The sequence below is a fragment of the Archangium sp. Cb G35 genome (genome assembly GCF_001896145.1).
In the GTDB taxonomy this organism is placed as follows: Bacteria; Myxococcota; Myxococcia; order Myxococcales; family Myxococcaceae; genus Archangium; species Archangium violaceum.
Genome location: NZ_MPOI01000003.1, coordinates 368,760 through 388,387, shown reverse-complemented (window position 1 = coordinate 388,387; position 19,628 = coordinate 368,760). Strand labels below are relative to the sequence as shown.

Sequence of the window (19,628 nt, the reverse complement as noted above, 5' to 3'; positions counted from 1 at the left end):
GGTCTTCTTTTTCGCCCGAGTGCTTCAGGTCCGTGCCGTGGGCACCAGGCGGACCCCCTGGGGAATGAGGAAGGAAGCCGCGGCGAAGGGGGAGACCTTCGCGCCCGCCGCGAGCGTGAGGCGGTAACGGCGGGCCACCGTCGCGATGACGAGCACCAGTGCCAGCTTCGCGAGTGCCGCGCCCATGCAGAGGCGTGGGCCACCCCCGAAGGGGAAGTACGCGTACTTCGGGAGCCCCTCCAGTGAGCCATCGAGCCAGCGCTCCGGGCGGAACGTATCGGGGTCCGCGAACCATCGCGGGTCCCGGTGGGCGACCCAGGGGCTCAGCGCCAGGCTGACACCCGCGGAGAGCCGGTAGCCGCCGAGCTCTCCATCCTGGATGGCATCCCGGGCCGTCATCCAGACAGGCGGGTAGAGCCGCAGCGTCTCCTTGATGACCGCGTTCGTGTAGACCAGACGCTCCGAATCCTCGGCCGTGGCGCGCCGGTCACCCAGTATCTGCTTCACCTCGGCGGCCACCCGCGCATCCACTTCCGGGTTCTGCGCCATCAGGTAGAGCGTCCATGCCAGCGCGATGGCCGTCGGCTGATGCGCGGCGAGCAGCATGATGGCCACCTCGTCGCGGGGGTACCACGGCGGAGCCAGACAGCCATCCTCCCCGTCGCGGGCCTGCTGCACCAGCTCGAGCAGGTTGGACGAGCCGCGGCTGTGCTCCCGGAGGCGCTCGATGAGCCCGTAGATGGCCCGGTCGAACTGCAGGACCGACCACCTGAACCGGAGGTTCCGGGGTGTGGGGAGCCAGCGCGGTATCTTGATCGGAAGCGGCCGGAAGCTCCACGCCAGGAAGGACGTGACCCGCCGGACCTCGTTGGCGCTGAGGTCCGAACCCAGGAGGAACCGCCCGACCAACTGGGCCGAGAGCGGCGCGACGTCTCCCTCGAGCGCGCGCACCTCCCCTGGGCGCCAGGAAGCGATCATCTCCTCGGCGGCCGCGACGATGGGCTCCGCGCCGGTGTCGACGCGATCCCGCTTGAACAGGGGCTGGAGGAGCCTGCGCTTGTAGAGCCAGTCCTTCCCGTCCGTGTGCATCAGCGCATAGTGGTACGAGCCCGTCTTGGCATGGTCCGGCTTCTGCCCGGTCTCCTTCGCGAAGCTCCGCTGGCTGTTGACGAAGACATGCTCGATGTCACGGGGATGGCAGAGCAGATAGTTGTCCTGGCCCAACCGGACGACATCACCGAACTCCCGGGCGCACCGGGTCACGAACCGGAGCGGGTCGGCGTGGAAGTCCGCGACGTTGGCGATACCCCACGTCCCCTCGGGGCCGGGCGGCTCTCGATGAATCGCAGTCATGCGAAGAATCCCCTCTCACGGACAGATGGCGCTTCCGCGAAGAGAACCGGCCAGCGGCATGAGCCCGCCGCTGGCCGGTTCGAGTCAAGACTTCAGCTGGTGACTCAGTAGCCGCCGCCGGGCGTGATGGCCTGGTACTGGCGCGTCAGCTTCTTCGGATTGGACAGGCCCAGCGCCACCGCGATGTAGAAGAACGCCTTCATGTCGAGCTCCTTGTTCGGGCCTTGAAGTGCATCAGCCCACCAGAATGGGATTGCAGCGCCCATGCCGCGTCAAGACCTCTCTCGCCCCGAATGGTTGCACATCAAAAGACATGGGCTGACACGTCAAAAGGGGGGGAACTGACGCGCCAACAGGGCGGCTGACACGTCAAAGGTGCTCACACGAACAAGAAATACCTCGCCAATGAAAGGCATGCTTGTTGCTGAGTCATCGCATGGGGGGCCGCGCACCGTATCTGGCTGCGTTCTGGCGGTTCGAAGGACTTGGGTTCCCCGGGTCGTGTTTGCACAAACAGGAACCAACCCAAGATGAAAAAGTTCGCGGTTTCTTCGTCGTGTCCCCGTCGAAGTTCCCTGCTCGCCTTCGTTGTCTTGTGGGGGGCCCTGCGGGCGTTGCCCGGCTTCGCGCAGAGCGCCGCTCCCAAGCCCGCTCTCCCCGAGGCCCCCGCTCCACAGCAGAGCGCCCTCAACAATGGCAGCCCGGAGGAGGCGTCCAGGTACTACAAGGAGCTCTCCAAGAAGCTCGGAGTCCTCACGCCCGCGACGATCGAGTCACAGGCGACCCTCGAGGACCTGTTGAGCTACCTCGGGTACAAGGAGCTCACCCCCGAGGACGTCGAGTTCGCGAAGCCCGAGTCATTGATGGAGGGGACGGCGACCCTCGCGCAGGTGCTGCCCGTGGGCAGCAAGGTCTCGCTCCAGGCAGACACGGGCTCGTTCCTGGCCCGCTCCAGTGAGTGGCTGCAGACCAAGATGTCTATTCCAGCGGGCGTGATAGTGCCGGACCTCGTGGTCGCCAATGCCACCCGTGCGGACGCCGGGCCTTCCACCCTCTTCGAGGTGGTGGATGCGGGCGGTGGCAAGATCGGCCTCAAGGCGGACACGGGCAATTACGTGAGCCGGTGCAACGGCTGCGTCGCACAAGGCACCATCGAGGACTTCGCGACCGTCCATGTGCCCGGTGCCACACCGCACCCTCTCTCTCAGTTCACCCCGGAACTCCTTCCCAACGGGAAGGTCGCCTTCAAGGCGAACACGGGCAACTACCTGGCCCGATGCAGGAACTGCTCGCCCAGAATCAACACCCCTGACTCGGTCGGCATCCATGCCACCGACGCCCGGAACCAGCCCTCGGCCCAGTGGACCATCGTGCGGGCGGGTGTCTCGAGTGGAGACATCCTCGTCTCCCGCTTCTTCGCGCCCAAGATCGTCAACTTCAAGGACAAGCCCGCGGAGCGCAAGAGCGGCTGGCGCCGGCTGGTGCGCATGAAATCCCGCCCCGGTTCCGAGGCGCGGAAGCACTTCGTGGAGAGCGCCTGGATCCTCTTCAACCACTTCACCGGGCCTTCCGTCCACAGCCCCTTTGGTGGCACCAACGTGCCCCTGTCGGCGAAGAATGGCTCCGTCAACACGCAGGTGGCCCTGATCACCCAGTGCAAGGCCGGCCAGACCGCCTGCCAGAACGCGGAGCTCAACAGCATCTACTGGATGGACTTCGGGCCTTCGAACAAGGGCTACAAGCTCTCCTACAAGCTCGACGCCTTCTTCGATGCCGGTTTGCTCCCGGGCGCCGCCCCCTACTACGTCCCCAACGGGTGTGACACCTGCCATGGCTCGCTGCGTGGCCAGGCCGTGCTCAACCACCTCGATACCGACCATTGGTTGGATCGCCTCGCGGATGGCGACTTCCCCGCCCTGAACAAGCCCGATGCGCCCCCCGTGCTCTTCGACGCGGGCAAGGACGTGAAGTCTGCCAGATACGCCGAGGCCTTTGGCGTGCTGCGCCAGCTCAACCAGGAGGTCGCGGACATGCAGAAGCGCGTGAACCCCAAGGGCTTCCACCTCGTCGCGACCAACAAGTGGCTGGAGCTCCACAAGACCTCCGTGGCGCCGGAGCCAGACCTCATCAAGCGCGCCATCTCCTTCTCCAACACGGGCCACCCACTCAAGAAGGACCGCAAGCCCACCGCGGCGCCCCTGGACTGGACGTCGAGCGCCGATGACAAGGAGTTGCTCGGCCTGATGAACAAGTATTGCTACCGCTGCCACGGCGCCGTCCGCTACGACGTCTTCAGCAAGGACATGGTCGCGGACCAGAGCAGCCCCATCCTCGACCGGCTCGATCCCAATCCCACACAGGCGAAAATCATTGGCTTCAAGATGCCCGTGGACCGGGAGATGAGTGACAAGGACAAGAAGCGAATGATCGAGCTCATCGAGAAGCTGTACACCCAGACCCACTGATTCCAAGGAACAGACCATGGCCCGCTTTTTCCGCATCCATCCCGCCGTGGGCATCGCCCGCGTCGGCAACTCCCCGGACGAGTTCTTCATCGGTCCGGAGCATCCCAACCAGCCGCCCAACTTCGACATCACCCAGAAGAAGTTCCTGCCCTTCAAGGACAGTCAGGGCCGCGTCAAGCGGCAGGCGGCCCGCTTCCGCATCTTCGAGTACACGGTGCAGGACGGCGTGAAGTCTCCCCTGCGGGAAGTCACCGCGGGCAGCTTCGACGTCACCGGCATCAAGTGGAATGTCCACCTGGCCAACCGCAAGGCCGCCTTCTTCAAGTTCGACGGGCAGGATGGGGCGGACGGCTCCTGGAACGGGAAGCGCAATGCGCATGTTCAGGGCGCGGCCGAGCGCGAGAAGCTGCTCGTCATCGACCCCGGGCTCAAGTCCATCTCGGGCCCGGGCAAGCCGCCCGTACCCCTCACCAACCCCAATACCCACATCCCCATCACCACCCTGGGCGAGCTGCGCACGGATGAGAAGGGCCGTCTGCTCGTACTGGGCGGGCTCGGCCAGGCCAGCAAGACGGCGCAGGGCAAGCTCATCAACGATTACGTGAACAATGATCACTGGTTCGACGACATGTCGGACGGACCCGTGAGCGCGGAGATCACCTACACGGAGGGCGGCAAGACCCAGACGGTGAAGCTGGAGGGCAGCGAAGGCGCCTGGCTGATGGTGGCGCCGCCGGATTTCGGACCCGCGGTGGGCAACGTCGTGCGCCTGTTCGACACCATGTGGGACCTGGCGGTGCGCGTGAAGGATGTGCCGCTTCCCGCCTCCGATGGCTTCTTCGACAAGGGCCTGTTCGCCCGGCTCAAGCAGCAGCGCGCGGACTGGAATACGACGACCCATTCCTTCCAGACGTACAAGCCCTCCTTCCGGCTGGAGGTGTTTCCCATCCTCGAGCGGGCCCTGGGGCACCGCCATGTCCACAATCCCGAGGCCTCCAAGGCCTTCCATGCCACCCTCGCGGGCGTGGAGCAGGATCTCGGCTCGGTGGCCTCGGTCAAGGGCCAGCGCCTGCGCAAGACGATCTTCAACTACCTGCGTGATCCCTTCAGCGCCACCCTCGAGCCCCTGCTGATGCCCAAGGGGCTGGGGGACGGCTACAGGGACGAGGCGCCCGACGAGGGAATGAAGAAGGGCTACTTCATGACCCTCACGCGGGTGCAGTACGGGCTGCTCAAGCGCTGGTCCGAGGGGCAGTTCGAGGAGGACTGGGACGCGGCGAAGGCCCGCGCGATCAACCCGGACATCAGCCCCGGAGGGGTGGATCGGGCCGCGCTGGAGAACGCCGTGGGCGGCCCCTTCTTCCCTGGAATCGACTGCAGCTGGCTGGTGCGCCAGCCCGAGCTGTACGCGGCGCCCTTCCGCATCAAGCACTCGGGCACGGTGTTCCCCACCACGGCCAAGCTCGCCATTGGCCCGGGGTTCTTCTCCCAGCAGATGGCGCTGCCCTGGCAGGCGGACTTCTACCAGTGCAAGAAGCAGTTCTTCGAGCCCAAGTCCTTCACGAAGGACAACTTCCAGGGCGACGGCATGTACCACATGTGGTGGGCCGCGCACCGTCCGGATGACGTCTACGCGAAGAAGGGCGACATCCAGATGGTCCCCTGGACTCGCGCCCTGGACGCGGTCGCCGAGGCCGAGGCGAAGAAGCCGGAGATCAAGAACAGCGCGCCCGAGGGCACCAGCGCCGTCGAGATGGCCATGTACATCCAGATGCAGCAGAACTGGTGGAAGCTCGGCTTCGTCATCAACGAGGGCGACGCCTATTTCGAGACCCAGGAGCGCGGCGCTCCGGTGGCGGTTGCCTCCGCGGGCACCGGGACCGCCGCCAAGGCCTCCTAGCCACTTCCAGCCACGCTCATGCTCGCCGCTCCCACTTCCAACCTGGTGGACCCGATGGACTCCTTACCCTCCGAGGCGTGGGGCCCGCGCGCCTCTCATGACGTCGTGGTGGTGGGAGGCGGCGTAGCGGGCCTGAGCGCCGCGCTCACCCTGGTGAGGGCGGGCGTCTCCGTCTGCGTCCTGGAGCGCACGGACTACTCCCCCTGGCGCCCCGGGGAGACCCTCTCCCCGGTGGCCTTCGCCGAGCTGAGTCAATTGCTTGCACCCGAGCCGTTGGAGACCGGGGGCTTCCTGGAGTCACATGGCCTGGAAGCCACCTGGGGTTCGGAGCGGCCCCACCACCACTCCTTCTTCACCAACCCCTACGGGAGCGGCTGGCACGTGGAGCGCCGGCACCTGGACGCGCTGCTGGCCCGCCATGCCGAGTCGCTTCAGGTTCCGCTGTGGCGGAGCACCTGCGTCACCCACCTGGATCGCGAGGGACATGGGTGGCGGGTTGGGGTCCGCACGCCCCGGGGCCCGGTGGAGCTGCGCTGCGAGGCCCTGGTGGATGCGACGGGGCGCTCGGCCCAGGTGGCACGGCAGTGCGGTGTGCGGCGGCTCGACTGGGACGCGTTGTGCAGTGTGTCCGTGGTCACCGGCAGGCCGCCCGGATTCCAGGAGCAGCACCTGGTGGTGGAGGCCACGCCCCATGGCTGGTGGTACGCCGCGCCACTGCCCGGGGATCAGCTCATCCTCTCGCTGCTGAGCGACGTGGATGTACTCCAGCGCCACGGCGCCTTGCGGCCAGAGGGGTGGAGCGCGCTCTTCTCCACCACCCGGCACCTGCGCGAACGGGTAGGGACGCTCGCGGTGGTGTCACAGCCGCGGGTGCGCCGTTGCGAGACGAGCCGCCTGGAGCAGGCGGCGGGGCCGGGCTGGGTGGCGGTGGGGGACGCCGCGGCGATGTGGGATCCGCTCTCCTCGAGCGGCATCCTCAAGGGGCTGCGCACCGGGCGCGCGGCGGCTCAGGCCCTGTGCGCCGCGCTGGGCGGGAACAGCGGCGCGCTGGAGGACTACGCACGGCAACAGGCGGAGGAGTTCAACCGCTACCTGTCCGCGCGTCAGGCCCACTACACCCTGGAGCAACGCTGGGCCGGAGAGGACTTCTGGCGGCGCCGGCTGGACGCCCCCGTGGAGTGAGTGGTGCGGAGGGCTCACAATCCATCCCATACCCGAACACGAAGTCGTCGGTCTCCAGCGTGAAGCCGACGTAGTCCAGTGAGTCCCCAGGCCCGGAGCGACGGGAGGAGGCAGGGGGGATGATCGGGCCGCGAGCAAGCTGGCTCGCGACTGGTTAGAGTCTACCCACCATGGCGAAGACCGCATCCCGCAAGGCCCCGGCGAGCCCGAAGAAGGCCACCCGCGCGGCTCCGAAGAAGAAGAGCACCGTTTCCGCGAAGAAGAGCCCCGCGCCCGTGAAGAAGCGTGGAGCGCCGGTGAAGAAGCCCGCCGCCGCGAAGAAGCGCGCCGCTCCGGTGTCTGCTCCCGAGCCCGAGGAGATCACCGCGGATGCGGCGCTCCCCCTCTCCGAGCCCGTACCCGAGATGAAGGCCCTGCCGGCGGGCGAGCCCGTGGCCGGTCCCACGCTGCCCTTCGAGATCGACCCCAAGCGTGTCGAGGAGAGCCTGGGCAAGCTGCGCGAGGAGTTGGTGCACTGGGCCAACAAGGGCCGCTACACGAAGGTGCGCTTCAAGTTCCGGGGCAAGCAGTTGCTGCCGGACCTGCCCATCGCCGCGGTGGTCGCCGCCGAGGGCCTGACGTTCTACTGGGGCGGCATCCTGCGCGCGCTCATCTTCACCGTGGCGGGTGGCAGTCTGCTCCAGGTGGAGTTCGTCAACGACGCGGACAAGCGCGTGCAGGCCGGCAAGGAGGCCCTGCTCGCGGGTGACCTGGACGATGCGCTGACGCACTTCCGCGAGGCGCTCGTCATGGACCGCGACAACATCGGCGCGCACCTCAACGTGGGAGTGGCCCTCAAGCTGAAGGGGGACCGCACGGGGGCTCTCGCTGCCTTCGAGCGTGCGAAGGCGTTGGATCCGGAAGGCCCCTTGGGCGCCGAGGCCGAGCGGCTCGCCGCTCCGCTGCGTCCCAAGGACAACACTATTGCTCAGGCGGGCTGATGCCTGTGAACGAGGGGTGTATCCTCGTTCTCGAGCCTTGGGGGTGTGCATGGTCTGGATTCTTCGGAGTCTGATGTGTGCCGTGTTGCTGCTCGCCCCCATTCAGCGTGCGGATGCGTCAGGGGATACAGTTCGGACGCACACGCTCGTATTGATTCTGCGCGGAGAAGTTGCGGCGGCCGGCGATTACTACCTGCTGGCCACGGGTGCACCGCAGCTCCCGAAGTGGTTCACGGCACTTCAAAGGGCTTTCGACACGGCAAGCCGTGCTCCCAACGCCTGCCAGTCCACGGCCAACGCGATTGCCGAGGGATTCAGGCAGCTGGGTCAGAGTCCCCAACTCATCCGCATCTCGAGCACGGCTGGGGACATGCTGTCGTGGAGAGGCAGACAACTGGTCTCGGACAACAATTTCCATGTAGCCGTTCGCAATGATGGGCGAATCTTCGATGCCTTTACGGGAGCGGTGGGAATGACCTGGGCTGAGTATCAGGCAGCCATGACGTACCTGGGGACGCTCCAGTACACGGTGCATCCATGAGCGCCATTCGTCCTCCCGAGGAGTGGAAGGGCCGATTCGTCTCGACCCTGGATGTCCTGCTCTTCATCCGGGAGCAGATTCTGGGTGGGGTGATGCCGGAGATGTTCTTCGGCAAGCTGGATGTAGGAGCGGTGGCCGCGTTCGTACACGGCGTGCGCTTCCACCTGTACTGCGGGGGCGCCGAGGACTCGAGGTACCAGGAGTTCAGCGCCTGGCTCCGGGACGTCCGGAATGAGTTCCCGTCAGGCAAGGGGTGGGCAGGGCTGTACCTGGAAGAGGCTGGGGGCGACCACCGGGCGGCCATCCTGAGGTTCCTGGAGCGCTGTGCGGAATACCACGTCCTGGCCCGGGAACGAGCCACCTGAGCACCGCGCCGCGGGAGGTATACTCCGCACCACCATGGGCGCACCGCGCGACGAATACCAACTGCGTCTCGAAGGCCGGGCGGAACTGCTGGAGCCCGCCCGCGAGCGCTACTACCGCCTGGTGCTGGTGCTCGCCGAGTCTCGATGGCAGGAGCGGCTGCGGCGGGAACTGCCCCTGCTGCGCGAGATAGCAGCCCACCAGGATGCCCTGGACGCGATGCTCGGCCCCGCTCTGCGCCGCGCCCAGGCGGAGTCCTGGCCCACCAGCAACCCGACCGTCCGTTGCCTCTACGAGGTCCACTCGCTCCACGAGCAGCTCGTCCGCGACGTGGCCCGCAAGCTCGGACGCGGTTCCCAGGAGTCCCTCGGGAGCCTCATGGCGGCCCTGGAGGACTGGCTCGTCACCATCCCCCGCGAAATCCCTCCCCACCTGCGCGCGAGCACCGCGCTGGAGCTGCTCCCGGACTCGCTGCCCGCGCTCCGCGAGGCCGCCGCCTTCGGGGGCTTCCTGGAGCCGCTCTTCGCCCACCCCATGCTGCTCACCGGCCGCATCCCCTTCACCCAGGCCCAGCGGGAGTCGCTGAACCTGTGGTGGCCGAGGGGCGAGGCGGCGCTGGCCTCGGTGTGGCGCCGGCTGTCCGGCGTGGACGCGAAGGGCCTCATGGTGGCCGAGCTCCGCAAGCGGGCCACGCTGGCGCCGTCCCGCCCGCCGCGCAACGGCCCCGAGCGTCTGCTTCACGCCGAGTACTGGCACCAGGAGGCCTGGGCCCGGCTGCGGCAGCTCGTCCTGGCCCGGCTGGCTCCCCTCGCGCCCGAGCCGCACGAGTTCGCTCCCGTCCTCTGGTGGCTCTTCGAGCGTGAGTACGTGCCGCGCGTCCGGCTCCTCCCCTCGGAGGCCCTCGAGGACTGCCGGGCGGGGCTGATCGAAGTGGCCTACGAGCTGTGGGACGCCCAACGCCGGGATATTCCGGACGAGGAGCGTTGGACGCCCGCACGCTGGGCGCGGATGGAGGAGCAGTCCTGGCGGGCGGATGAGGGCCGGACCGGGGCGGATGGCGAGCGGGTTCGCGACGTCCTCCGGACGCTCATCCAGCAGCACGCCATTGGCACCGAAAACCAGCGTGGCTGGAAGGATTCGTCACGGCTGGTTCCGCTGGTGCAACAAGCCCGCGCGCTCATCCGTTGAAGGGGGAAAACGACGCCCGGAAAGGTGTCTGGAACCCCCCGGCCGGGCAGGCTCGGGACCGCCTTTCTGGCTACCCCTCACCACCCCCGTGTTTCCCTTGTTGACGCAGGAAAATCCGGGGGTTAGGTAACCACGTTACCCAGATGGGCCCCCACGTGCGGGCCCCCTCGAAACCTCACAGATTTCATGGCCGACGACACCACCGACAAGCCGGCAACGCCCCCCGCGCCTCCGCCTCCGGGCAGCGTGGGAGAACTCATCCCCGTCAACATCGAAGACGAGATGCGCCGCTCGTATCTCGACTACTCGATGTCCGTCATCATCGGGCGCGCTCTGCCCGACGTACGTGACGGCCTCAAGCCCGTGCATCGCCGCGTCCTCTACGCGATGAACGACCTGGGCAACTACCACAACCGCGCCTACAAGAAGTCCGCGCGCGTGGTGGGTGACGTCATCGGTAAGTACCACCCCCACGGCGACACCGCCGTCTACGACGCCATGGTGCGTCTGGCCCAGGAGTGGAGCCTCCGCTACCTGCTGGTGGACGGCCAGGGCAACTTCGGCTCGGTGGACGGCGATTCCCCGGCCGCCATGCGTTACACCGAAGTGCGCATGGACCGCCTGGCCGAGGAGATGCTCTCGGACATCGACAAGGAGACGGTCGACTTCGGTCCCAACTACGACGACTCCACCGTCGAGCCGCTCGTCCTCCCCAGCAAGTTCCCCAACCTCCTGGTCAACGGCAGCACGGGCATCGCGGTGGGTATGACCACCAACATCCCGCCGCACAACATGACCGAGGTGCTCGACGGGACGCTGCACCTCATCGACCACCCCGAGACCACCGTCCGGGAGTTGATGCAGTTCATCCCCGGTCCGGACTTCCCCACCGCCGGTTTCATCTCCGGCCGCGAGGGCATCATCCGCGCCTACGAGACAGGCCGCGGGCAGATCACCCTGCGCGCCCGCACGGAGATCGAGACCTCCAAGAAGGGAGACCGTGAGGCCATCATCGTCACGGAGATTCCCTACCAGGTGAACAAGGCGCGGCTCATCGAGAAGATCGCCGACCTGGTGCGCGAGAAGAAGCTGGAGGGCATCAGCGACATCCGCGACGAGAGCGACCGGCAGGGCATGCGCATCGTCATCGAGCTCAAGCGCGATGCGATGTCCGCGGTGGTGCTCAACAACCTGTTCGCCAACACCCCGCTGGAGACCACCTTCGGCGCGGTGATGCTGGCCATCGACGGCGGCCAGCCGCGCACGCTCACGCTCAAGGAGCTGCTCGAGCGCTTCATCTCGCACCGCCGTGACGTGGTGACGCGCCGCAGCCGCTTCGAGCTGCGCAAGGCGCGCGCCCGCCGCCACATCGTCGAGGGTTTGCTCGTCGCGCAGGACCTCATCGACCTGGTGGTCAGCCTCATCCGCGCCTCGAAGGATCCGGACGAGGCCCGCTGGGGCCTGATGAACATCCTGTCGCCCGCCCTCTACGAGCACGAGCGCTTCAAGAATCTGCAGCGCATCGACTACGAGAAGGCCAAGGCGCAGATGGAGCTGCTCGTCTCGCGCGCGCGCGCCGAGGTGCCGAGCTACTCGGGCCTGGAGCACAAGTACGAGGGCTCGGGCTTCAGCGAGGAGCAGGCGAAGAACATCCTCGAGATGCGCCTGCAGCGCCTCACCGGCCTGCAGCGCGAGGAGCTGTTCCGCGAGCTCGTGGACCTCATCCGGGAGATCCTCCGCCTGGAGGACATCCTCGCCAACGAGTCGAGCCTGCTCAACGTCATCAAGACGGAGCTGCAGGAGATCCGCGAGCGCTACGGGGACAAGCGGCGCACGGAGATCACCGGCGCGGTGGATGAGATCACCAGCGAGGACCTCATCGCCGAGGAGACGATGGTGGTCACGCTGTCGCACACGGGCTACGTGAAGCGCTCGCCGCTCTCCGAGTACCGGGCGCAGAAGCGCGGTGGGCGCGGCAAGACGGGGGCGACGACGAAGGAAGACGATTTCGTCACGGACCTGTTCGTGGCGAGCACGCACGCCTTCCTGATGCCCATTACCAACAAGGGCCGGCTGTACTCGCTGAAGGTGCACGAGATTCCGTCGGCGGGCCGCACGTCGCGCGGCAAGGCCATCGTGAACCTGGTGCAGTTCGGTGAGGGCGAGCGGCTGGCGCAGGTGCTGGTGACGCGGGAGTTCGTGGAGAACCAGTTCGTGTTCTTCGTGACCAAGCGCGGCGTGGTGAAGCGCACGGACCTGTCGGCGTTCGCCAACGTGCGCGCGAGCGGCATCATCGCGCTGGGAATCGACGAGGGGGACGAGCTCGTCGCGGTGAAGATCACCGATGGGACGAAGGACATCCTGCTGTCGACGGCGTCGGGCATGAGCATCCGCTTCCCGGAGGAAGAGGTGCGCTCGATGGGCCGTCAGGCGTACGGCGTGAAGGGAATCACGCTGGAGGAGGGTGACGAGGTCGTGGGCGCCGACGTGGTGGAGAAGGACACCACCATCCTGACGGTGACGGAGAACGGCTACGGCAAGCGGACGGAGGAGAGCGAGTACCGTCAGCAGGGCCGAGGCGGTAAGGGCATCATCGACATCAAGGCCACCGAGCGGAACGGCAAGGTGGTGGGCCTGGTCCAGGTGACGGACAAGGACGAGGTGATGTTGGTGACGAACGGCGGAATGCTCATCCGGATGAAGGCGAAGGAGATCTCCGTCATCGGCCGCAACACGCAGGGCGTGAGGCTGATCGCGCTGGAGAGCGCGGACGAGAAGGTGACGGGCATCTCGAAGCTGCCGGAGTCGGAGGACGAGACGGAGAACGGGGGCGAGACGACGGAGCCGGTGGAAGCGGTGGCGTCGGAGGAGCCGTCGGAAGCCGGAGCGGCCACCGAGAGCAGCGGAGAGCCGTCGGACACGGGGTCCTCGGAGCCGGAGCCGGAGCAGAGCTGAGCGAGGGCCGGTCGGGGTGAGGGTGCCACGGGTCTCGGTTGGAGCCCGTGTGAAGCCCCCTCACACCCTGGGAGAGGGCTGGGGTGAGGGAATTCCCTCCACCGGCCCTCTTCGTGTTTCCAGGGAGCACGGAAGCCCTCCAGGGCAGTGCCACCGTGGAGCTCCGCACAGAACCCGCACGGGAAACCCATACCGGTTGTCCCGTGCCGGACGGTCAACCCCGCCTTGCCCGCGTCACTAAGTTCTGGAGGCAGGCACGCCTTCGCTCGAGTGGAGACAGGCGGCTCGCGGAGGGGGTTCAATGCGTTCGTTTCTACTCCTGGCCCTGGCTGGAGCCACGGCCCTGACGGCCTGTCGTGCGTCCGTGGAGGAGCAGCCACCTGTTCCCACCGTGCCCCAGGTGTCACGGCATCCGGAGCGCCGGGGCATCAGCCTGTTGACGGTGAGTGGGCCCCAGTCGCTGGCGGGGACGGAGGAGGACATCGTCGTGGATCCGCGGCGCTCGCTGGCGGTGACGGACGAGGTCATCCTGGCGCGCTTCAGCTTCGAGGAGGTGATGAACCGGCTCGCGGAGCAGAGCGGCGTTCCGGGGCTGACGGGGCTGAGGCTGTACCAGGAGTGGTGGGACTCGCAGCGGAAGGCACCCGGGCTGGGGCTGGGTGGCCCGCATTGCGGTGACGAGTTGTTGCCGGACGGCAAGCCGGGCTTCAACAGGTTCCCCTACTCCTGCCCTCGCGAAGAGTGGCGGCAGGCGCTGGAGAATCCCTTCCTCGAGCCGGCGACGAGCGCGGCGGCGTACGTGCCCATCGGGCTCTTCAATCGCTTCGACCTGGCGGCGGCGGACGGGAGCGACTGTGGGGAGTACCGCATCGTCTTCGCGCGCCGTTCGGGCATGAGCGAGCTGAATCAGCGCAACCTGATCGCCTTCGAGGGGGTGCTGCCCAACCCGAAGCCGCGCAAGGGGCTGGACGGGTGCCGCAAGGTGGCGCGCTTCTGGGCGGAGCTCTCGCGGGAGCCCGACCCGGCGGCGCGCGCCGAGGCGCTGTACCGCTTCTACTTCGAGGGCGTGGGGAAGTTCCCGCCGGTCATCCACCCCGACCGCTTCGGCAACGCCACGGAGGGGGCGACGGGCCAGGTGCGCACCAACCAGTTCATCCAGCAGAGCACCACGCAGGGCACGTGGACGCTGCGCGAGTTCCGCCTGCGCACGCGCTGCACGGGGAACACGTGCATGATGCGCTTCGAGCCGGACCTGGTGAAGACGAACCCGGCCGGCATCCTCTTCAGCGCGAAGCAGGAGCACCCGCTGAAGGAGGCGTTCTCGGAGGCGCTCGTGTCCCAGGTGGAGTCGCTGGCGGTCAACGACCTGTTGCGCTTCAGCCTGGACGTGGAGGAGCGCTTCAACAGCGGCCAGAGCCACGCGAACGGAACGGAGAACCTCTACGCCCACCAGCTGGGCAAAGGGGATGGCCCGCTGCGCAGGAAGCTCCAGCAGCGGCTCAACGAGCTGGGCAGTCCGCTCTCCGTGGACAACATCGTGGCGCGGGCGCAGGTGCTCTCGTGCGCGGGCTGCCACCAACTGAGCACCAATGCGGACCTCGGAGGCGGGCTCTCCTGGCCCGACAAGAAGACCCCATTCACCTTCGTGCACGTGAGCGAGCGCACGACGGAGGAGGGGCCGGATGGCTCGCGTTTCGGGCTCTCGGGGGTGCTGGTGAACACCTTCCTCCCACCGAGGCAGCAGTTGCTGGAGGCCTTCCTCGAGCGGCGCCCGCCCTTCGACAAGCAGCCGGACCCGGATGACGAGTGCCAGGAGCCGGAGGTGCGCGGGGCGCGGGCGGCCGAGCCCGGGCAGGGCAAGCCGGACAAGGACCGGTGCGAGGAAGGCTGAGGACAGTTCCGAGCGAGGCCGCTTGCCCCGCGAGCGGCCGGGCACCTACGGTGGAGGGGTCGCAATGGAGCGTGGCCTCCATTCGTAGGAGAGGACATGAACGTCGCAGGCCTTCGTGCAATGGGGACCCGGTTCTTCCGTTACGTGCGAGATCCGCGCGTGCCGCTGTGGCGGAGGCTGGCCGGGCTGTTCGCCGTCATCTACTTCGTGTCGCCCGTGGACGCGCTGCCGGACTTCCTGCCCCTCCTGGGCTGGCTGGACGACGTGGGCGTGCTGTCGGCGGCGGCCTTCTTCATGGTGCGCGAGGTGCAGCGCTACGCACCGGAGGGGGAGCCGTCGAGCTGGCCCCAGCCGGTGGTGGAGGGCCAGACGGGCACGCCTCCGCTGCGCGAGCGCTGAGGCACGCCGCACGAGGGCCTCAGCCCAGCAGTTCCAGCTTCCGGAGCCGCGGGGCCACGCGCTCCTGGAAGGTGCGCTCGAAGACGAGCGCCTGGCGCACGGGGCCGAGAATGCCCCAGTGTGACAGCTCGGGCTCGGGGTGGGCTTCCAGCGCACGCAGCGCCTGGGGGACATCCGCCAGGACACGCCGCGCCTGCTCCTGATGCGGCGCGAGCGTCTGGGCCACCAGGTGCCGCCAGTCCTTCCGGGTGGAGGCGGGGAAGCGCTGGAGCGACACTTCCGCGTAGGCCCAGCCATAGTCCCCGTGCTCGTCCTCGTCCGCGAGCGTGGTGTCCAGCACGGCCCGCAGCCCCGGCTGGGTGCAGCGCGCGCGGAGATCCTCGATGTAGCCCACCGACAGCGTCTCGTTGATGCAGAGCATGGTGAGGGCGGTGGCCAGCGCCCGCTCGGGCATGGGCGCCTTCAGGAAGCCCTCCGGGTCCAGGAGTGGCAGGGGCGTTGGCAGGAGGACCGGTGCGCCGAGGGCCTCGCAGACCGCGGCGCAGAGCGCGGTGTGCCGCACCTCGTCCTCCACCGCCTCCACGGCGCCCGCGTAGACTTCCAGCGGGTCTCCACTGCCCACCACCTCGGTGAGGAAGCGGGTGAGGATCTGGATGGAGCGGAATTCACTCTGGGCCCGCTCCTGCCAGGTGCGCCGCACCCGTGGGAGCAGCTCCGGGGGCACCTCCTCCGGGCGCAACGTGGTGAGCTCCGGCGGTGTGTGCACCGTCTTCTGGTGGAGACGCTGGAAGAGGCCCCCCGTGTGTTGGAGCGTCCTCATGGCTGCTGCTGGCACGGATCGCCCGCGTCGGGCTGGCCGTAGTTGACGTAGGCACACGTCCCCTCGCCGCAGCTCACCCAGCCGAGGCCGTAGTTGCAGGCGGTGTTGGGCGGGCAATAGCAGCTGGTGAGCACCCCATTGGAGCAGCAGGGCTCCCACGTCCCGGCGTCGATGACGCCACCGTCCGGGGCGCACTGCGCGTGGGGGGCGGTCGAGCAGCTGCCATCATCGCAGACGATCAAGCCCTGGCCGTAGTTGCAGGCGGCGTTGGGCGGGCAGTAGCAGGTGGTGAGCCTGCCCTCGACGCAACAGGGGTCATAGGTGCCACCGTCCCGGGTGCCCCCATCTTCTTCGGTCGGGGTGACGGTAGTGCAGGCGGCCAGCCACAGCAGCCCGATGGCCGCCGCCAGACTGGCGGCTCCGCCTGGCCCTGGTCCCCAGGCGCAACCCGTCAGCCACAGCGCCGCGAGTGTCACACCCCCTTGCCATGTACGCATCCCGCGCTCCTTCCGTGTGTGCCCCATCCTAAAGGGTGGAGGGAGCAACACCCATACCCGAGTCCGTGGGTGGCTTGTGCTCCTCCAGGGGAATGCGTTAGCGGCAGAGCTTTCCACCGGAGTTCCACTCCGAATGAAGGGAGAGCCATGCACCGACGTTCGTCTTACGCCCTGCTCGGAGCCGTGCTGCTGTGGGGATGTGGTGGAAAGCCGCCGCCCGGCACGGGCACGCCACCGCCTCCGGTGGACCTGACTCCGCCGGCCGTGTCGTTCGCCTCGCCGTACGAGGCCCGGCGTCTGGGCGCGTACCAGGGCGTGCGGCTGGAGGGGACGGTGGGTGATGACTCCGGAGTGGCGCGGCTCACCTGGAGGCTCAACGACGGTGAGTTCCAGGTGCTCGAGTCCACGGAGGCGGAGGGAGGACGGGCCTTCGCATTGGAAGTGATGCCCCGGCCCGGAGCCAACACCGTGGTGGTGCGCGCGGAGGACGCCGTGGGCCACGTGGCCGAGTCGTCCGTCTCCTTCCACTTCGGCAACCTCGTATCGGCGGGGGGCCTGCACGGCGGCGCGGTGCACGGCGGACGGCTGTACACGTGGGGGCAGAACACGCAGGGACAGCTCGGGCAGGGAGACACCACGGCGCGCACCACGCCCGTGGTGGTGGACCTGTCGCGTGTGGCCTCCATCGCCTTCAACAGCAACAGCTCGCTGGCGGTGCGCGAGGATGGCACGGTGTGGACGTGGGGCGCCAACGCCAGCGGACAGCTCGGCCTGGGGTCGCCTCCGGTGGAGGGACAGACGCACACGCCGGACACCGTGGCCCGCAACCGGCCAGCGCAGGTGCCCGGGCTGACGGATGCGGTGTCCGGGGCGCTCGGCTTCAGCCATTCGCTCGTGTTGAAGGCGGATGGCTCGGTGGTGGCCTTCGGGAAGAACAACAACGGCCAGCTCGGTGATGGCACCACCACGGACCGCGACTACCCCGTGCCGGTGCTCGGGCTGACGGACGTGATGAAGCTGGCGGGCGGCTCGCAGCAGTCGGTGGCCCTCACGCGGGACGGTTTGGTGTGGGTGTGGGGCAACAACAACTTCGGCAACCTGGGGCAGGGCACGGAGGACTCGGAGGCGCACGCCGAGCCCGCGCAGGTGCCGGGCCTCTCCAGTGTGGTGGACATCGCCAGCGGGCGTGACCACGTGCTGGCGCTCCACGCGGACGGCACGGTGTCCGCCTGGGGCCTCAACGTCAGTGGCCAGGTGGGCAACGGCGAGAGTGGCACGGGCACCGAGGTGCATGCGCCGGTGAAGGTAGTGGGCTTGTCGGACGTGGTGGCCGTGGCCGCCAACTCCAACTTCAGCCTCGCGCTCAAGGCGGATGGCACGCTGTGGGGCTTCGGCCAGAACTTCAACGGGCAGCTTGGCAATGGGCTGAGTGGCGACGCTCATCGGGCCGATCCGCTCGCGGACACGGCGGTGGTGGGACTGTCGGAGCTGCGGGACGTCGCCGCGGGTTCCACGTTTGGACTCGGGCTGCGCCGGGATGGCCAGCTCTTCGGGTGGGGGTGGAGCAGCAACGGCTCGCTCGGTAACGACGAGCTGCAGAACAACTGGACCTACCCCGAGCCCGTGAAGGTGAAGCTCCCATGAGGGGGCGTCACGGCTGGACGTGGGCGGCGGTGCTGGCCCTCGTGACGGCGTGCCGCGAGGAGCCTCCGTCTCCTCCGGAAGAGGAGCCCTCGGTGCGCTGGGACGTGGTGGAGCCCGGCGAGGAACTGTCGGGCGGTGAGGCGGGCACCGTCACCCACGCGGGTGCACAGGCCTTCGCCCAGGCGCTGCCGGCGTTGACGCTGGAGCGGCGCTCGGGGTTCGTCTCGGGACGCGGCGTCTTCGAGATTGATTGGGTGCCCGCTCCGGCCTCCAGCAGCCGGGCGGACCGGGATGGACTGGGGCCCCTCTTCCACGCGGTGGCGTGCATTTCGTGCCACCCGGCCAATGGTCGGGCCGCGCCGCCGGACGAGCCCGGCTCCACGGGCGAGGCGCTGCTGGTGCGCCTGAGCATTCCAGGCACGGCGCCCAATGGCGGCCCGCTCCCCGAGCCCACCTATGGTGACCAACTCCAACCGAAGGGCATCGCCGGAGTGCCAGCCGAGGCGCGGGTGGTGGTGCGCCACACGCCTCGTGAGGGCTCCTTCGCGGACGGAGAGGCCTTCACCCTCCAGGCCCCGGAGTACGTGCTGGAGGCACCGGCTCATGGTCCGCTTCACCCGGAGACGATGCTCTCGCCGCGGCTCGCTCAACCGCTGCATGGGCTCGGCCTGCTGGCGGCGGTGCCCGAGGAGACGGTGATGGAGTGGGCGGATCCAGACGATGCGAATGGAGATGGCATCTCCGGCAGGCCCAACCGCGTGTGGAGCGTGCGCGAGGGCCGGCAGGTGCTGGGACGCTTCGGCTGGAAGGCCAACCAGCCGGACCTGGAGCAGCAGAACGCGGGAGCCTTCCTCGGGGACATGGGGCTCACCACGGCGCTCTTCCCCGCGCAGCCCTGCACGGCGGCGGAGCAGGCCTGTGGGGATGCTCCCACGGGAGGCGCTCCGGAGGTGGAGCTCCACCGGCTGGCGGCGCTCACCTTCTATTCACACGTGGCGGCCGTGCCCGCGCGGCGGAACGTGGACGCGCCCCGGGTGTTGCAGGGCAAGGCGCTCTTCCACCGCGTGGGGTGCGCGGGCTGTCACCGGCCCACACTCGACACGGGGACGTTGGAGGGCTACCCGGAGCTGTCCGGGCAGACGATCCGGCCCTACTCGGACCTGCTGTTGCACGACCTGGGCGAGGCGCTCGCGGACGGGCGGCCGGACTTCGAGGCCACGGGGCGCGAGTGGAGGACGGCACCGCTGTGGGGTATCGGACTGACGGCCACCGTCAACGGACACACGCGATACCTGCACGATGGACGGGCGCGCTCGTTGATGGAGGCCATCCTCTGGCACGGAGGCGAGGCCGAGGCCTCACGAGAAGCCGTCCGTCAGCTCTCGAAGGAGGAGCGCGAGGCCCTCCTCTCCTTCCTCGAGTCGCTGTAACCGCGTCAGCACGGTGCCCA

Annotated in this window: 15 protein-coding genes; 12 read left to right on the top strand and 3 right to left on the bottom strand. The window is 68.2% G+C overall.

Annotated features, from left to right (window positions below):
- Window positions 1-24: 24 nt before the first annotated feature.
- On the bottom strand, window positions 25-1,353 hold the full coding sequence (locus BO221_RS12115; protein WP_073560575.1) for a cytochrome P450: 1,329 nt from the start codon (window positions 1,351-1,353) through the stop codon (window positions 25-27).
- 530 nt (window positions 1,354-1,883) lie between these two features.
- Between BO221_RS12115 and BO221_RS12110 the strand changes: the two genes are divergently transcribed.
- From BO221_RS12110 to BO221_RS12065, 10 genes are all read left to right on the top strand, one after another.
- A complete protein-coding gene (locus tag BO221_RS12110) occupies window positions 1,884-3,818 on the top strand; it encodes a hypothetical protein (RefSeq protein ID WP_143195405.1) in 1,935 nt (644 codons plus the stop codon).
- 16 nt (window positions 3,819-3,834) lie between these two features.
- Window positions 3,835-5,718, top strand: coding sequence for a LodA/GoxA family CTQ-dependent oxidase (locus BO221_RS12105; RefSeq protein ID WP_073560573.1), 1,884 nt, complete (start codon window positions 3,835-3,837; stop codon window positions 5,716-5,718).
- Window positions 5,719-5,772: 54 nt separating this feature from the next.
- Window positions 5,773-6,900: an NAD(P)/FAD-dependent oxidoreductase gene (locus BO221_RS12100; RefSeq protein ID WP_073560572.1), complete on the top strand. Its 1,128-nt coding sequence runs from the start codon at window positions 5,773-5,775 to the stop codon at window positions 6,898-6,900.
- 170 nt (window positions 6,901-7,070) lie between these two features.
- Window positions 7,071-7,880 (top strand): tetratricopeptide repeat protein, encoded by an 810-nt coding sequence (locus BO221_RS12095; RefSeq protein WP_073560571.1) that lies wholly within the window; start codon window positions 7,071-7,073, stop codon window positions 7,878-7,880.
- Between the two features lie 82 nt (window positions 7,881-7,962).
- Window positions 7,963-8,421 carry a hypothetical protein gene (locus tag BO221_RS12090; protein ID WP_143195404.1) on the top strand — a complete coding sequence of 153 codons (459 nt, stop codon included), beginning with the start codon at window positions 7,963-7,965 and terminating at the stop codon, window positions 8,419-8,421.
- Window positions 8,418-8,786 (top strand): hypothetical protein, encoded by a 369-nt coding sequence (locus BO221_RS12085; protein ID WP_073560569.1) that lies wholly within the window; start codon window positions 8,418-8,420, stop codon window positions 8,784-8,786. Before BO221_RS12090 ends, BO221_RS12085 begins: the two co-directional genes overlap by 4 nt.
- A 34-nt stretch (window positions 8,787-8,820) precedes the next feature.
- Window positions 8,821-9,972: a hypothetical protein gene (locus BO221_RS12080; RefSeq protein ID WP_073560568.1), complete on the top strand. Its 1,152-nt coding sequence runs from the start codon at window positions 8,821-8,823 to the stop codon at window positions 9,970-9,972.
- A gap of 186 nt (window positions 9,973-10,158) precedes the next feature.
- Window positions 10,159-12,927, top strand: a complete 2,769-nt coding sequence (gene gyrA / locus BO221_RS12075; protein ID WP_073560567.1) for a DNA gyrase subunit A — start codon at window positions 10,159-10,161, stop codon at window positions 12,925-12,927.
- Window positions 12,928-13,228: 301 nt separating this feature from the next.
- Complete coding sequence (locus BO221_RS12070; protein ID WP_073560566.1) at window positions 13,229-14,818, top strand: hypothetical protein; 1,590 nt, start codon at window positions 13,229-13,231, stop codon at window positions 14,816-14,818.
- Between the two features lie 96 nt (window positions 14,819-14,914).
- On the top strand, window positions 14,915-15,217 hold the full coding sequence (locus tag BO221_RS12065; protein WP_083680972.1) for a YkvA family protein: 303 nt from the start codon (window positions 14,915-14,917) through the stop codon (window positions 15,215-15,217).
- Window positions 15,218-15,236: 19 nt separating this feature from the next.
- On the opposite strand, the gene BO221_RS12060 is transcribed toward BO221_RS12065, so the two are convergent.
- Together BO221_RS12060 and BO221_RS12055 are read right to left on the bottom strand one after the other, a co-directional pair.
- Window positions 15,237-16,037, bottom strand: a complete 801-nt coding sequence (locus BO221_RS12060) for a ferritin-like domain-containing protein (RefSeq protein WP_073560564.1) — start codon at window positions 16,035-16,037, stop codon at window positions 15,237-15,239.
- A complete protein-coding gene (locus BO221_RS12055; RefSeq protein WP_143195403.1) occupies window positions 16,034-16,534 on the bottom strand; it encodes a hypothetical protein in 501 nt (166 codons plus the stop codon). The genes BO221_RS12060 and BO221_RS12055 overlap by 4 nt, the downstream gene beginning before the upstream one ends.
- A 147-nt stretch (window positions 16,535-16,681) precedes the next feature.
- On the opposite strand from BO221_RS12055, the gene BO221_RS12050 reads away from it, so the two are divergent.
- Both BO221_RS12050 and BO221_RS12045 read left to right on the top strand, forming a co-directional pair.
- Window positions 16,682-18,178, top strand: a complete 1,497-nt coding sequence (locus BO221_RS12050) for a hypothetical protein (RefSeq protein ID WP_073560562.1) — start codon at window positions 16,682-16,684, stop codon at window positions 18,176-18,178.
- A complete protein-coding gene (locus BO221_RS12045; RefSeq protein WP_073560561.1) occupies window positions 18,175-19,608 on the top strand; it encodes a di-heme oxidoredictase family protein in 1,434 nt (477 codons plus the stop codon). The genes BO221_RS12050 and BO221_RS12045 overlap by 4 nt, the downstream gene beginning before the upstream one ends.
- Window positions 19,609-19,628: the final 20 nt, after the last annotated feature.